At 72.2% G+C, this 13,758-nt stretch carries 13 protein-coding genes; 6 read left to right on the top strand and 7 right to left on the bottom strand.

Annotation, left to right across the window (positions count from 1 at the left end; all coding sequences use genetic code 11):
- Window positions 1-11: 11 nt before the first annotated feature.
- Window positions 12-410, bottom strand: a complete 399-nt coding sequence (locus ADL15_RS29180; RefSeq protein ID WP_067697878.1) for a hypothetical protein — start codon at window positions 408-410, stop codon at window positions 12-14.
- Between the two features lie 36 nt (window positions 411-446).
- Window positions 447-1,037 carry a hypothetical protein gene (locus ADL15_RS29175; RefSeq protein WP_067697876.1) on the bottom strand — a complete coding sequence of 197 codons (591 nt, stop codon included), beginning with the start codon at window positions 1,035-1,037 and terminating at the stop codon, window positions 447-449.
- Between the two features lie 102 nt (window positions 1,038-1,139).
- Between ADL15_RS29175 and ADL15_RS29170 the strand changes: the two genes are divergently transcribed.
- Window positions 1,140-1,409, top strand: coding sequence for a phosphoribosyltransferase (locus ADL15_RS29170; RefSeq protein WP_083971876.1), 270 nt, complete (start codon window positions 1,140-1,142; stop codon window positions 1,407-1,409).
- A gap of 3 nt (window positions 1,410-1,412) precedes the next feature.
- Here the strand turns inward: ADL15_RS29170 and ADL15_RS29165 are convergent, their stop codons facing one another.
- Window positions 1,413-1,604: a hypothetical protein gene (locus tag ADL15_RS29165; protein WP_067697874.1), complete on the bottom strand. Its 192-nt coding sequence runs from the start codon at window positions 1,602-1,604 to the stop codon at window positions 1,413-1,415.
- A gap of 114 nt (window positions 1,605-1,718) precedes the next feature.
- Window positions 1,719-3,317 (bottom strand): Na+/H+ antiporter, encoded by a 1,599-nt coding sequence (locus tag ADL15_RS29160; RefSeq protein WP_269748390.1) that lies wholly within the window; start codon window positions 3,315-3,317, stop codon window positions 1,719-1,721.
- Between the two features lie 191 nt (window positions 3,318-3,508).
- Between ADL15_RS29160 and ADL15_RS29155 the strand changes: the two genes are divergently transcribed.
- Entirely contained in the window at window positions 3,509-4,198 is a 690-nt protein-coding gene (locus tag ADL15_RS29155; protein WP_067697870.1) for a hypothetical protein, read from the top strand.
- Window positions 4,199-4,205: 7 nt separating this feature from the next.
- Here ADL15_RS29155 and ADL15_RS29150 read toward each other — a convergent pair whose 3' ends face one another.
- Window positions 4,206-4,991, bottom strand: a complete 786-nt coding sequence (locus tag ADL15_RS29150) for a polysaccharide lyase family 7 protein (RefSeq protein WP_067697868.1) — start codon at window positions 4,989-4,991, stop codon at window positions 4,206-4,208.
- 387 nt (window positions 4,992-5,378) lie between these two features.
- On the opposite strand from ADL15_RS29150, the gene ADL15_RS29145 reads away from it, so the two are divergent.
- Both ADL15_RS29145 and ADL15_RS29140 read left to right on the top strand, forming a co-directional pair.
- Window positions 5,379-6,752 (top strand): glucose-6-phosphate dehydrogenase, encoded by a 1,374-nt coding sequence (locus ADL15_RS29145; protein WP_083971874.1) that lies wholly within the window; start codon window positions 5,379-5,381, stop codon window positions 6,750-6,752.
- A gap of 38 nt (window positions 6,753-6,790) precedes the next feature.
- Window positions 6,791-7,552 (top strand): hypothetical protein, encoded by a 762-nt coding sequence (locus tag ADL15_RS29140; protein ID WP_067697864.1) that lies wholly within the window; start codon window positions 6,791-6,793, stop codon window positions 7,550-7,552.
- Between the two features lie 3 nt (window positions 7,553-7,555).
- On the opposite strand, the gene ADL15_RS29135 is transcribed toward ADL15_RS29140, so the two are convergent.
- Together ADL15_RS29135 and ADL15_RS29130 are read right to left on the bottom strand one after the other, a co-directional pair.
- Complete coding sequence (locus ADL15_RS29135) at window positions 7,556-9,154, bottom strand: AMP-binding protein (protein ID WP_067697862.1); 1,599 nt, start codon at window positions 9,152-9,154, stop codon at window positions 7,556-7,558.
- A 2-nt stretch (window positions 9,155-9,156) separates the two neighbouring features.
- Window positions 9,157-11,778, bottom strand: coding sequence for a type II toxin-antitoxin system Rv0910 family toxin (locus ADL15_RS29130; RefSeq protein WP_067697860.1), 2,622 nt, complete (start codon window positions 11,776-11,778; stop codon window positions 9,157-9,159).
- Between the two features lie 121 nt (window positions 11,779-11,899).
- Between ADL15_RS29130 and ADL15_RS29125 the strand changes: the two genes are divergently transcribed.
- Both ADL15_RS29125 and ADL15_RS29120 read left to right on the top strand, forming a co-directional pair.
- Window positions 11,900-12,520, top strand: coding sequence for a TetR/AcrR family transcriptional regulator (locus ADL15_RS29125; RefSeq protein ID WP_067697858.1), 621 nt, complete (start codon window positions 11,900-11,902; stop codon window positions 12,518-12,520).
- Between the two features lie 2 nt (window positions 12,521-12,522).
- Complete coding sequence (locus tag ADL15_RS29120) at window positions 12,523-13,674, top strand: acyl-CoA dehydrogenase family protein (protein ID WP_067697856.1); 1,152 nt, start codon at window positions 12,523-12,525, stop codon at window positions 13,672-13,674.
- The last annotated feature ends 84 nt before the right edge of the window (window positions 13,675-13,758 follow it).

Here is a 13,758-nt window from a genome sequence, read left to right as displayed (position 1 = left end):
ATGCCGATCATTCAGTGCGTGTCCCGGTGCTGGCGCAGGCCCTCCAGCCGGGCCTGGGCGCGCTCGACGGCCGCGCGGGACCGGTCCAGGAACGCGTTGCTGCGGTCCAGCCGGGCCACCTCGCGGGCGAACGCGTCCTCGATTCCCTCGATCGGGTCGGCACCGGCGGTGTCCAGCTCCCGCTGGTCGAGGACTCGTTCCCGGGCCGACTGGACGACCTCGCGCTCGTTGGCCCGGGCCTCACGCTCGTCGGCGGCCCGGCTCTGCTCGTCGGCCACCCGCTCCCGGACGCCGACCAGGCGCTCGCGCTCCTCGACCGCCCACTCCCGCTGTGCCAGGGCGCCCTCCCACCGCTCGAGCTCCGCATGGCGGGCATCGAGCCGGTCTTCGCGGGGCTTCTCAGGGGGCACCCCCCGATAATAGGAAACCTGGGGCCGTCGTAGTAGTCAGCTTCCGGTGACGAACGCGGCAAGAGCGCGGGCGTCGCCCGGATCGATCCACTCGAACGTGCCACGCAACCGGTCGGAACGCTGGTCGACGGTGGTGATGGCGGCGTTCATCTCCCCCCACGGCATGCTGACGTGCAGCAGGGTGCGCAGGATCGCGGACGGCAGGTGCGGGCTGGCGTCGTCGGCGGTGGCGCGCAGCAGCAGGCCGCTGGTGGAGACGTCCTGGACGTGCCCGGAGAGGGCCACCAGGCGCTGGGTGGTGCCGGTGTCGACCTGCGCGGTGCCGGTCGCCGGGTACGACCCGGGCCGCCGCGGCGAGTCCCGCCGCTGGACCACGCCGGCCGGGGTGTCACCGAGCACGGTGATCAGCCCGTCGCGCAGTTCCGCCTCGACCCAGGTGACGCCGGCGCTGCTGGCCAGCTCGAGGATGCCGTACCGGCGGGTGCCCGGCTCGTCGAGGCTGAGCACCGGCATCGGCGGCAGCTCGGCGAGGAACGGCGCGCGGACCTCGGACAGGCAGACCAGCGGGATCGCCTCCATGTCCGGGCAGCGCAGGGTGAGGGTGCTCCCGGCGGGCACCGTGATCATCGCGATCGCCTCCTCCGGGCCGTCCGGCCCTGTCCTCTGACGTTCTCACGCGTGAGGGGCCGGGTTAGGGTTTGCCGCAAGATCGGGTGAACGGGAGCGCGAATGACCGAGCGGGAGACGCTGACCTGGGACGGTTTCGGCCGGGTGGGGCGGGAACTGGCGCAGGCGATCGTCGACGACGTGGCCGACACCGGCGCGACGCTGAAGCTGGTCCGCGACTTCTGCGCCGGGCACGCGGCCACCGTGCGCACCGCGGTGATCTACGAGAAGCCGCACTCCGGGGTGCGGTGCGACTACGTCTGGGCCCGCACCGACAAGTGGATCAATTTCCCCTGGTCGAGCGAGCCCGCGGTCACCGCGGCGCCGGTCTGACGGTCAGGCGTCGCCGGACTTCTGCTCCGGTGCCTTCGCCATCAGCGCGTCGAGGTCCAGCTGCAGGGTGGAGAGCAGCCCGCCGTGCTTCTGGGTGTCGACGTCGTCGGGCAGTTGCTTGTCGACGAAATCCGCGCGGTGTGACAGGCCACGACCACGCAGTTCGGACAGGATGAGGTGCTTCGGAATGATCATTTCGATGGTGCCTTTCCGACGATCGCGAAGCGCAACGCCGGCGCGCCGCGGAAAATGCGTGCCAAAACCAAGGCGGGCCGAAACTAGCACGTATCCCGGTTCGGCGCTCAATTGTCAACCAGGTGGCAGCATTCTTTCCTCATGGTCCAGCTCGCGTTCCAGCACCCGCAGGCCGGCGTCCGGCAGCCGGCCGGCGTCGCGCCAGCGCAGCAGTTCCTCCCGCTGCGCGTCGATGGTGACGTGCCGCAGCCAGGCGCGGGTCTCGTAGCCCTCGGCATGACCCTCGATCTCCGCGCCGGTGGTCCGCAGCGACTCGATCCGGCCCTCGTACCGGCGTAACCGGACCTGCAGGGCCTCCCGCATCTGCGCGATCTGCCGCGGGTCGAGCTCCGGTTCCTGGGCGCCGAGCTCGCCCAGCCGGATCAGGGCGGCGTGCACCGACGCCGAGCGGGCCTCGTTGCGCAGCGCCGCCTGGTCGTCCGGGCTGGCGTGCAACCCGAGCAGGCGCACCAGCGGGGCGAGCGTCAGGCCCTGCCCGAGCAGGGTGACCAGCACCGCGGTCAGGGTGCAGAACACCAGCAGGTCGCGCAGCGGGAACGGCGAACCGTCCACGGTGGTCAGCGGCACGGCGAGCACGGCCACCAGGCTGATCACCCCGCGGGTGCCGGTCCAGCTGAGCGCGATCACCTCGCGGCCGGTGAGTGCGCCGGAACGCCAGCCGAGCCGGGCCGGCAGGGTGTGCGTGGCGAGCAGCCACAGTGGCCGGGACACCAGGACCACCCCGACGGTGACCGCCACGGCCGGGAGGATGACGGCCGCGTCGTACTGCCGCAGGTCACGCAGGATGGCCGGCAGCTGCTGGCCGATCAGCAGGAAGATCATGCCCTCCAGCAGGAAGTCGACGAGCCGCCAGACGGCGCTGGTCTGCAACCGGCTCGCGCCGGAGGCCCACCGCGGCGCGTCGTGCCCGACGATCAGCCCGGTCACCACGACCGCCAGCACGCCGGAGACGCCCGCCCACTCGGCCAGCAGGTACGCGGCGAACGGCGTGGCCAGCGAGATCGCGTTGGCGGTGAGCGGGTCCCGGGCCAGGTGGCGCAACCGGCGCACGCCGTACGCGACGAGCGCGCCGGCCACGATCCCACCGGCCGCGGCGAGCAGGAGCCGGCCCAGCGCGGCCGGTCCGGAGAACCCGTGCCCGGCCGCCGCGGTGATCGCGACGCTGAGCAGGGTCAGCGCGGTGGCGTCGTTGAGCAGCCCCTCCCCCTGGATCACGGTGACCAGCCGGACCGGCAGCCCGGACCGGCGGGCGACCCCGAGCGCGACACCCGGGTCGTGCGGCGCCACCGCCGCACCGATCGTCACCCCGGCCGCGAGGGTCGCCCCGCCGACGAACCAGGCGAACCCGGCGCCGATCGTCAACGCGGTGATCAGCACCAGCAGCACGGAGAGCCCGATCACGGTGACCAGGTTGCGGCGGATCGCCAGCAGCGAGGAGTCCAGCGCCGCGCTGTAGAGCAGCGGCGGGATCAGGTAGGTCAGCACGAACTCGGGGTTGAGGACGACGTTCTGGCCGGGCAGCAGGGAATAGCCGATGCCGGCCAGGGTGAGCAGGGCGGCGGAGGGCAGGCCGGTGCGTTCGGCGACCCAGCGCACCATCACCAGCACGACGAAGCCGGCAAGGACGAAAGTCAGTAACCGCTCGTGGCTCACCGTCCGATTCTCCCGGACTGACCGGATCACCGGGATGAGCCGGATCACCATCGGCTCCGATGTCGTTTTCCATGCTAGGGTTCGGCATTCCCGAACCGCTGACCTGCAGTTTTGTGCGTCCTGCGGTTCCCGCGCCACGGATCAGTGATCGGCGCCACCTCATGCGAGAACCCCCCGTACCGGAGCCCGACATGCCGATCATCCCGTTCCCGACGCAGCGCGGGCCGTCCCGTCCGGAGCCGGCGTCACCCGGGCACCGCGCCCCGGCGATCCACGCCAGCCTGTCCAGCGTGCTGAGCCGGGTCGGCGCGTTCACCCTCGAGCTGCGGAACACCACCGCGCCGGCGCCCGTCCCGGACGCGGCCATGCTGCAGCCCGCCGACCTGCGTGGCGCGACCGGCACCGCGGTGACCGGCGACCGATGGGCCGGGCTGTGCCCGCCCCGGCCCGATCTGAGCAGCGCGTCGCCGCTGGCCGGGACGGTCGTCGCCGAGCGGGCGATGTCCGCGGTGGTGACCGTCGACGACCGGCCCACCCTGGTCCTGGAGTACCTGTCCGTGCACGGACCGGACGACCCCGCCCGGTACCTGCGCGACCTGCGCGCCTCACTGGAGCAGCACCTGGTCGTCGACGGCGGCGGTCACCTGTGGTCGATCACCGGCCGGGACGTGGCCGGCCCGGATTCGCTGCTGCTGCGGCTGCGCCGGCGGTTCCGGCACGACGGCGACGTGGTGACCACGGACGTGCACGTGGCGGTCGCCGCGGCCGGCCGGGTGCTGGTGATGGTCGCCGACACCGGGTGGGAGACCACCGACGGCCGGCCCGCCCTGGTCCAGGAGTTGATCGCTCCTGCGGTCCAGCGGGCGCGCCGGCTGCGGTGAGGAACGGTCAGCTGTGCTTGACGGTGAGGCTGTAGAACTTCACCTTCGCGCCGTTGCTGGTGCTCTCCGACGAGGACTGGTTGTACGAGCCGGCCTTGAAGTACTGCCGGTACGGGTTGAACGAGGACGGGATCGCGTAGCTGGTCCTCGTCCCGTTCACGGTCAGGTTGATGGTGTTGCCGGTCACGTTGATGACGTAGGTCCACTTCACACCGAGCGCCACGTTCCCGACCTTGTGCAGGGTCTGCCCGCCGGCCGGTGAGTTCTCGGTGCCCAGGTAGATGTCGCCGTTCGGCCGGTAGTAGAGCTCCAGCAGCGGCTTGGTCGACGTGCCGCCGGAGCCGAGGTGCACCTGGCCGACCGCGACGTTCTTGGTCACCGACGGGATCCGCAGCTGCGCGGTGAGCGTGTGGTTGCCGGACAGGGTCCAGTCCGCGGCGCTGCCGTTGGTGTTCATCTCCCGGAACTCGGACCGGGCGTAGTTGGAGTTGGGCGTGGTGACGCCCTTCTCCGGCGCCCAGAAGGTCATCGAGCCGTCGTTCTTGTCGGTCCAGAAGTAGGTCGGGTTGCTGTAGCCGTTCGCGCCCTTGAGCTGCGCGGGCGAGATGGTGTCCGGCTTGCCGGGCGAGCCGGTCGGCAGCTGCAACTGCCAGACCGACAGGTCGAAGTTGCCGCCGGGCGCCACGGTGGGGTCGAGGGTGGCGGCCGCCGACGCGGTGGTGATACCGGCGACGCCGAGCCCGCCGACGATCACGGTCGACACGGCGAGGGCCAGCAGGGTGCGCTTGCGCATGGGGAAACCTCGATGCGATAGGGATTCACTCGCCGGGGGGAATTGGCAAGTTACTTGCCAATAAAGCAGGAGGTCGATGCCGGGTCAACCGTTTGTCCAGGTCAAAACCTTAAACAACCTTAAATCGTACGACCTGGGCCGTCCCCAAACGCAGCGTGACCGTCCCGGGCCATCAACGCGACGCCCAGCCACCCCAGACCGCTGCGCGTGCGCCGGGGTGGTGCGGGCGGTCCGGGAGGGGCCGCTACACCCCGGCGGGCGCTCAGCGATCGGGAGGGGCGGCGGCGATCGCGTCGTGCGGGCGGGACCGGGCGTTGCGGTGGGGGACCTGTCCCTTCGTACCGGAGAATGGTTTTGATCTTGGGGGTGGCGGGGCAAGCGAGGCGCATGACGAATGACGCGCAGACTCTGCTCATCCTGGGTGCCTCCGGGGACCTGACCGCGCGGCTGCTGCTGCCCGGGCTGGGCGCGCTGCTGGCGGCCGGGGACGCGCCGCCGCTGACGCTCGTCGGCGCCGGGATGGACGCGTGGGACGCGGAGCATTGGCGCAAGCGGGTCGTCGACGCGTTCGGCGACCACGGCACGGCGGAGCAGGCCGCGAAGGTCATCGAGGAGAGCACGTACGCGCAGGCCGACGTGACCAAGGCCGAGGACCTGCGGCGGCTGCTGGACGGGGCCGAGCGGCCGGTGATCTTCTTCGCGCTGCCGCCGGCGATCACCGCGAAGGCGTGTGAGGCACTGACCGAGGTGGACCTGCCGGAGGGCACCCGGCTGGTGCTGGAGAAGCCGTTCGGCACCAGCGCGAGCAGTGCCGCCTCGCTGAACCGGCTGCTCACCCGGCTGGTGCCGGAGGAGCAGGTGCACCGGGTGGACCATTTCCTGGGCAAGTCGACGGTGCTCAACATCCTCGGCGTGCGGTTCGCCAACCGGATCTTCGAGCCGCTGCTCACCTCCGAGCACGTGGAGAGCGTGAAGATCGTCTTCGACGAGGACCTCGCGCTCGAGGGGCGGGCCGGCTACTACGACCACGCCGGCGCGATGTCCGACATGATCCAGAGCCACCTGCTGCAGATCCTGGCGATGCTGACCATGGAGGCGCCGCTCACGCTCGACCCGCAGGAGTTCCGTGACAAGACGTCCGAGGCGCTGCGCGCCACCCGGCTCTGGGGCGGCGACGCCAAGGAGTCCAGCGTGCGGGCCCGGTACACGGCCGGCGAACTGAACGGCAGACAGCTTCCCGCGTACGCCGAGGAGAAGGGCGTCGACCCGTCCCGCGAGACCGAGACGCTCGCCGAGGTCACCCTGGCCGTGGACAACTGGCGCTGGGCCGGTGTCCCGTTCACGCTGCGGTCCGGCAAGGCCGTCGCGAACAGCCGCAAGGAAGCGATCATCACGTTCAAGGCGGCGCCGCGGGTGCCGGGCGGGCTGCACGGGCACGACGCGCCGAACCGGCTGCGGATCGGGTTCGGGCCGGACATGCTGGCGCTCGACTTCACCGTGAACGGCCCCGGCGACCCGTTCGAGCTGGACCCGGTGACCTGGGACGTCGACTTCGGCCCGGGTGACCTGCCGCCGTACGGCGAGGTGCTGCGCGGGGTGTTCGACAACGACCCGATGCTCTCGGTGCGGGGCGACGCCGCCGAGCAGTGCTGGCGGATCGTCGAGCCGGTCGCGGCGGCGTGGCGGGCCGGCGAGGTGCCGCTGCTGGAGTACCCGGCCGGGAGCGCCGGACCGGATTCACCCACCCGTACGGATGGTTGATCGTTGCCCGTGACCGGATGAGCGGAGAACCTCGTTCCGTGGCCGACTGGATTCTGGTGCCCTGCCTGGTGTCGTTGCGCACCGAGTTCGACACCCTCGCACCGCACCGCGACCGCACCTCGGACGGCTCGATCGGCAATCCGGCGCACGCCCGGTCGAGTTCGGACCACAATCCGGACGAGACCGGGAACACGCCGTCCGAGGACGCCGACCGGGTCAACGAGGTGCACGCCATCGACGTCGACGACGACCTGCGCAAGCCCGGCTGGACGATGGCCCGGGCCGTGCAGGTCATCGTCGGCCGGCACCGGGCCGGCAAGGACGACCGGCTGCAGAACGTGATCTTCGACCGGCAGGTCTGGTCGCGCAGCTGGGGCTGGGCCGCCCGGGACTACGCCGGCCCCAGCCCGCACACCGAGCACGCGCACTTCTCCGCCCGATACACCACCGCGCAGGAGCGGGACACCCGCCCGTGGGGACTCTTGGAGGACGACATGACCGAAGCCGAGGTGATGGCCGCCGTGCTCAAGGCCCTGGAGTCCGATCGCGGGCAGAAAGCGGTCGGCGCCGGCTCGTGGAACCACGTCGAGATCAACCCGGCCACCGGCAAGAAGGACTTCCGGATGGGTGGCTGGGCCCGTAACGACCTGGTCCGCAGCGCGGAGCGGATGGACGTGCTCACCTCCGGCCTGGACGAGATCCTGGCCGTGCTCGCCCAGCGCCCGGCGCCCGAGATCGCCGAGGTGCTGCGCCGCAGCCTGGGCGACCGGGCCGGCGAGGTCGGCCGGCTGCTGCAGTAGTGCTCAGAGCGGCCCGGACGGCAGGTCGCGGCGGACCACCTTGCCGGTGGCGTTGCGCGGCAGCTCGTCGATGAAGATCACGTCGCGGGGCACCTTGTAGCGCGCCAGCAGCGCCCGGACGTAGTCCCGGATCTCCTGCGGGTCCTGCGCCGCGTCCGGGGTGGACACCACGAAGGCGCGCAGCCGGCTGCCGAACTCCGGGTCGTCGACGCCGATCACCGCGGCCTCGACCACGTCGTCGCGTTCGGCCAGCAGGTTCTCCACCTCGAGCGGGTAGACGTTCTCCCCACCCGAGATGATCATGTCGTCGTCGCGGCCGTCGATGTAGAGCAGGCCGGCGTCGTCCAGGTGGCCGCGGTCGCCGGTGGCCATGAAACCGTCGATGACCTGCTTGCGCTGGCCGTCGGTGTAACCCTCGAACGGGATGCCGGTGCGGACGAACACCCGGCCGGTGACGTGCGCCCGGGTGATCTTGGCGTCCTGGTCGTCGTAGAGCCCGACGTGCACGGTGACCGGCGGCCGGCCGACCGTGCCCGGCGCGCGGCGGGACTCAGCGGGCTGGGCCACCGAGGCGACGGCCACCTCGGTCGACCCGTACACGTTGTAGATCACCTCGCCGAAGGTGTCCTGGAACCGGGTGGTCAGCTCCGGGGCGAGCGGGGAACCGGCCACGAAGACCGAGCGCAGCGACGACGTGTCGTACTTGGCGATGACCTCCGGGCCGAGCGCCAGGATCCGGGTGAGCATGGTCGGGATCGCGACGAGCATCTGCGCCCGGTGCTCGGCGATCGCCCGCAGGATGGTCTCCGGGTCGAACCGGCGCAGCAGCACGGCGTGGTCGGCGAGCGACAACCCGACGGTCCAGGCCCCGAAGCCGGTGCTGTGGAACAGCGGCGAGGCGACCACGATCGCGCCCTGCCGGGGGAACGGGATCCGGTCCGCGATCAGGGCGCTGGCCAGCGGCGACACCTTGGTGCGCGGAGCGCCCTTGGGCAGCCCGGTGGTGCCGCTGGTCAGGATGATGAAGCCGGGCGGGCGTTCCGGCATCGGCAGCGGGGTGATCGGCCGGCCGGCGATCAGCATGTCGATGGTCTTGTCGGCGGCGCCCTCGTCGGCCCAGGTCAGGTAGCGCGGCAGGTCACCCGGCAGCGCCTCGATCACCGGGGCGAACTCGCTGTCGTAGAGCACCGCGCGGACGTTCTCCCGTGCCACCACCTCGGCGAACTGCTGCGGCGCCAGGCCGGTGTTCATCAGGGCCAGGCGCAGGTTGGCGCGGGCCGCGGCGCTGATCGTCAGGACCAGGCCGCGGTGGTCGCGGGCCAGCACCCCGATCACCGAGCGCTCCGGCAGGTTCAGCTCGCGCAGGGCGTGCGCCAGCGCGTTCGACTGCTCGTCGAGCTGACGGTAGTTGAGCGTGCCGCGCTCGTCGGTGAGCGCCGGCGCGTGGGGATGCTCGGCGGCCGCCTTCATGATCAGGGCGGCCTGCGGGCCGAGCCGGGCGTTGCGTTTCGCCGCACCGAGCAGGTGGTCCGGGCGCAGCAGGTTGACGATGCCGATCTGGTGCATCCGCAGTACCGCGCGCAGGTTTTCCAGGGTGCTCATGATCAGGCCTTTCGCCGGAGGTCGTCGACGGTGCGGTGGGCACGGAGCAGGGCCTCCGCCGGGTGGGCGGCGATCGAGGCCGCGAGATCAAGAGCTGTCCGGTACGCCGTGCCGGCCGGGGTGATCCGGTTGATCAGTCCGAGGTCGTGGAGGCGGCGGGCCGGGATCGGGTCACCGGTGAGCAGCAGTTCCATGGCGAGGGCGCGGGGCAGCAGGCCGGCCAGCCGCCGGAGCCCGCTCCCGGCGTCGTCGGCGTCGCTCTCCGGGACGCCGATCAGCGCGTCCTCGGCGGCGACGATCAGGTCGGCGGCCAGGCCGGCTCCCCCGCCGTCGGCGGCCTCGACCGCGGCGATCAGCGGCTTGCCGGCGGCGAACGTGATCGTGCCGGCCGGGGCCGGGCCCGCGAGGACGGCGACCTTGGCGTCCGGGTCGGCGTCGAAGTCCTCGACCGCGTGGTGCAGGGCTTCGGCGGTTGCCGTCGCGCGGAGCCGGATCACGGTGACCGGGCCCCGCCACTCGACCAGCACCGCGGGCTCACCGGGCGGCGGGAGCGGCTTGCCCTCCGGCTGCACGTCGCCGGCCGGATCGACCCGGCGGACCACCCGGCTGCCGTCGTCGAGGATCTCCGTGACGATCCCGGCCTCCGGCTCACCGTCGCGGCGGTAGACGACGGTGCCGGCCTCCCGCACCCCCGCGCCGCCGGTGCGCACCGCGCGGGTGGGGCGGTGCAGGCGCAGGCCGGCGTTGACGTCGCGGAACGGCCGGTCCGGCGGCGACGCGGAGAACACCGTGGCGGCGTGCTTGGTGAGGTACCAGCCGACCGCGGTGGCGAGCCCGATTCCGTCCGGGTCGGCGCGCAGCCTCGGCACCAGGGTGGCCACCGCGTGACTCGCGTAGTTGTTGCCCGGCCCGCCGGCGAAGGTCAGTCCCCCGGTCACGGTGAGCGGCCGGTCCGGGTCGTCGATCGGCAGGCCCAGCTCGGCGGCGGCGATCTGGACCGCGGACGGGAAGCAGGCATAGAGATCCAGGTGCCGGACGTCGCCGATGGTCCGGCCGGTGTGCGCGAGGACCGCCGTGCCGACCGCGTGCAGGGCCGGTGAGGTGGTCAGGTCGGCGCGTTCGGTGACGAACCAGGTGTCGGCGGCGTGCGCACCGGCGTACGGAAAAATCCATCGGTCCTGCGGGACGCCGGCGTCGCGGGCCGCCTCGGCGCTGCACATGATCAGGCCGGCGGCCTGGTTGACCTGCAGGTTCGCGGTGAGCAGTTTGGTGTACGGCGCGCAGACCGGGCGGTTGCCGCCGTCCGGGGTGGCGAGCTCGGTCGCGGTGCGCGGCTGGCGCAACCAGGCGTAGGGGTTGGTCGCGGCGACCTCGGCGAAGCGCGCCCACAGCCCGGTGATCCGCTTCAGGTGATCACTTTGGGACAGTCCGAGGCGGGCGCGGAGTGCGGACTCGATCAGGGCGTAGACGTGCAGCGGGGAGATCAGGCCGGCGGCGGTCTCCGCGGCGTTGTTCGGCTCGCGGTCGGCGCCGAGGGTGCGCGAGGGCGCCGTGCCGTCGGGTTGGGTGGGCCAGCCGAGCGGGCGGCCGGCGCGCTCGGCGGCGGCCGCGGTGGCGGCGGCCTCGGCACCGGCGATCAGGGCGATCGTGGTCTCGCCGCGGGTGATCGCGGCGGCGAGGTCGTTGATCAGCCGGAGCGGGCCGTCGCCGCCGAAGAGCCCGGTCTGCACGGTGGTCTGTGGCGCGGCGCCGACCTGCGCGGCGATGAGCGCCCCGCCGTCGGGGTATTGCCAGGACACACTGGCCACCCATCCGACGGTATCGGCGTTCTTGAGGAGATCGGCGCTGCCGCGCCCCGCGCCGCCGTCCGCGCCGCTGGACCGCGCTGCGCCGCTTTCCGGCGCGCTTGCTGCGGCGCTGTCCTGTGCGGCGAGGTGCAGGGCGCGGACCGCGAGCGACACCGGGTCGCCGTTGCGGACGTCCGTGGTGTGGTCGCTGACCTGGCCCACGCCGACGATGACCGGGGTCCACGGGTCGAGGTCACGCCCGCTCCGCTCATGCCGGATTTTTCCCGACTTCTCGCGCTTTTTCCGGGCGCCGGGCGGCGCGGGCGCTGCGGCGGCCGGCAGATCAGCGGCCGCCAGCCGCCGCAAGGAACTCCGCAGCGCGTCCGCGAGACTCCGCGCCACCATCGGCCCGAGCGGTCCCGCCGTCGGCCCGCCCTGCACCCCGCCGTCCAGCCGCACCAGCGCCCCGGCCCCACCCGGGCCCGCTTCCAGCGACAGGTAGACACCGACCTCGATGCCCATCGGCCCGGTCCCGTCCAGCCAGAGATACCGCGGCCCGTCCGCCCCGGCGACCGTCCAGCGCACCTCGACCGGCGTACCCATCAGCTTGACCCGCTCGGCGAACCGCACCCCGGCCGACAGCACCGGCGGCGGCTCGGCCGGCCAGCCGGTGTGCATCACCAGCCAGTCCGCCATCCGGGCCGGCGTCGCCAGATAGCCGAACACCCGCTCGACCGGCGCGGCGACCGCCACGGACAGCGCCCACGGCCGGGCCAGCACGCGCGGCGGCGGCACGGCGGGCGGTGCGGCGGGCACGGATCGGCGGCGAAGACGCATCGACTCCTCTTAACAGTCTCGCGTGACGGTAATTCAGTGACCTGCATCACGACAAGACCGAAAACGGTCGGGAAAGTTCGGTCATGGACGCCACTAACCGTCACGTCGTACGGTAAGTGCCGTGAGGCGGACCCAGGCCCAGCGCAGCGAGGCCACCCGAGAGCGGATCCTCGACGCGACGTGCCAGTCCCTGGTCGAGCGCGGCTACGCGGAGACCACCACGGCCGAGGTCCTGGCCCGTGCCGACGTGCCCCGCGGCACGCTGCTGCACCACTTCCCCACCAAGGTGGACCTGCTGGTCGCCTCGGTCCAGCACGTCGCCCGGCGACGGCTGGACGCGCTGGTCGCCGAGCTCGACGCGGTGCCCGGCGACGGCGCCGAGCTGGACGCGTTCATCGACATCGTCTGGCGGCACTTCTCCGCACCGCTGTTCTGGGCCGCGCTCGAGCTGTGGAACGCCGCCCGTACCGACACTGAGCTGCGGGCCGCGCTGATGCCGGTGGAGAAGGAGGTGTTCGGGGTGCTGCACGACCGGGGGGTGGCGCTGCTCGGGGAGGATCCGCGGGTGCCCACCGTCGTACAGATGACTTTCGAGGTGATGACGGGCCTGGTGATGACCGGCATCGTGAGCGGGGAGCTGGGCCGTCGGGAACTGCTGATCCGCCGGTGGAAACGGGCGGCCGCGGTCCTGCTCGGGCGGCGTGCCCCGGACACCCTCGTCGAACGCGCGAAGGGACACTGACCATGTACGAGGACCCGTTCGAGACCGCGGAACGCGTCACGTTGCGCGCGTCGATGACCCGGTTCGTCCAGCGGGAGATCACCCCGCACCTGGACGACTGGGAACGCGCCGGCGAGATCCCCCGTGAGCTGCACCTCAGCGCGGCCAAGGCCGGCCTCTACGCCGTCAGCTTCCCGGAACAGGTCGGTGGCGACGGCGGCGACACGGTCGACATGGTGGTGGCCACCGAGGCGTTCCTGGAGGCGGGCGGCTCGTCCGGCTGCCACGCCGCGCTGTTCACCCACGGCATCGCGCTGCCGCACATGGTCGCGACCGGCGATCCCGGCCTGATCGAGCGGTTCGTCCGCCCGGCGCTGGCCGGTGAGAAGCTCTGCTCGCTGGGCGTCACCGAGCCGGACGCCGGGTCGGACGTCGGCGCGCTGCGCACCACGGCGGTCCGCGACGGCGACGACTACGTGGTCAACGGCGCCAAGCTGTTCATCACCACCGGCACCCGCGCCGACTTCGTGACCACCGCGGTCCGCACCGGCGGCCCGGGCGCGGCCGGGATCAGCCTGCTGGTGATCGAGCGCGGCACGCCCGGTTTCGCGGTCTCCCGCAAACTCGACAAGATGGGCTGGCTCTGCTCGGACACCGCCGAGCTGTCGTTCACCGACTGCCGGGTCCCGGCCGCGAACCTGGTCGGGCCGGAGAACGGCGGGTTCCCCCTGATCGGGCAGGTGTTCGTACCGGAAAGAATCGTCACGGCGGTGCACGGCTACGCGATCGCCCAGCGCTGCCTCGACCTGACCCTGGCGCACGTGCGCCGGCGGGAGACGTTCGGCCGCCCGCTGATCAGCCGGCAGGTGGTCCGGCACAAGCTGGTCGAGATGCGCCAGCGGATCGAGCTGGCCCGCGCCTTCACCCGGCGGGTCGCGGCCCGGCACGCCGCCGGCGAGTGGGTGGCTGGCGAGGTCTGCCTGGCCAAGAACGCCGCGGTCGAGGCGTGCAAACACGTCGTCGACGAGGCGGTCCAGCTGCACGGCGGCATGGGCTACCTGCGCGAGTCCGAGGTCGAACGCCACTACCGCGACACCCGCATCCTCGGCATCGGCGCCGGCACCACCGAGGTCATGACCGACCTGGCCGCCAAACTCTTCCACTACGACCGCTGAGGCGGCCGCCGGGCCGATCGGACAGTTGCCTTCCTGGGGCAGGAACGATAGACAGTTGTGGTTCTTGGCGGAGTGTCCGATGGG

The organism is Actinoplanes awajinensis subsp. mycoplanecinus (assembly GCF_001509495.1).
In the GTDB taxonomy this organism is placed as follows: domain Bacteria; phylum Actinomycetota; class Actinomycetes; order Mycobacteriales; family Micromonosporaceae; genus Actinoplanes; species Actinoplanes palleronii.
The sequence above is the reverse complement of the archived record's forward strand: the minus strand, read 5'-3'. Positions and strand labels throughout refer to the sequence as shown.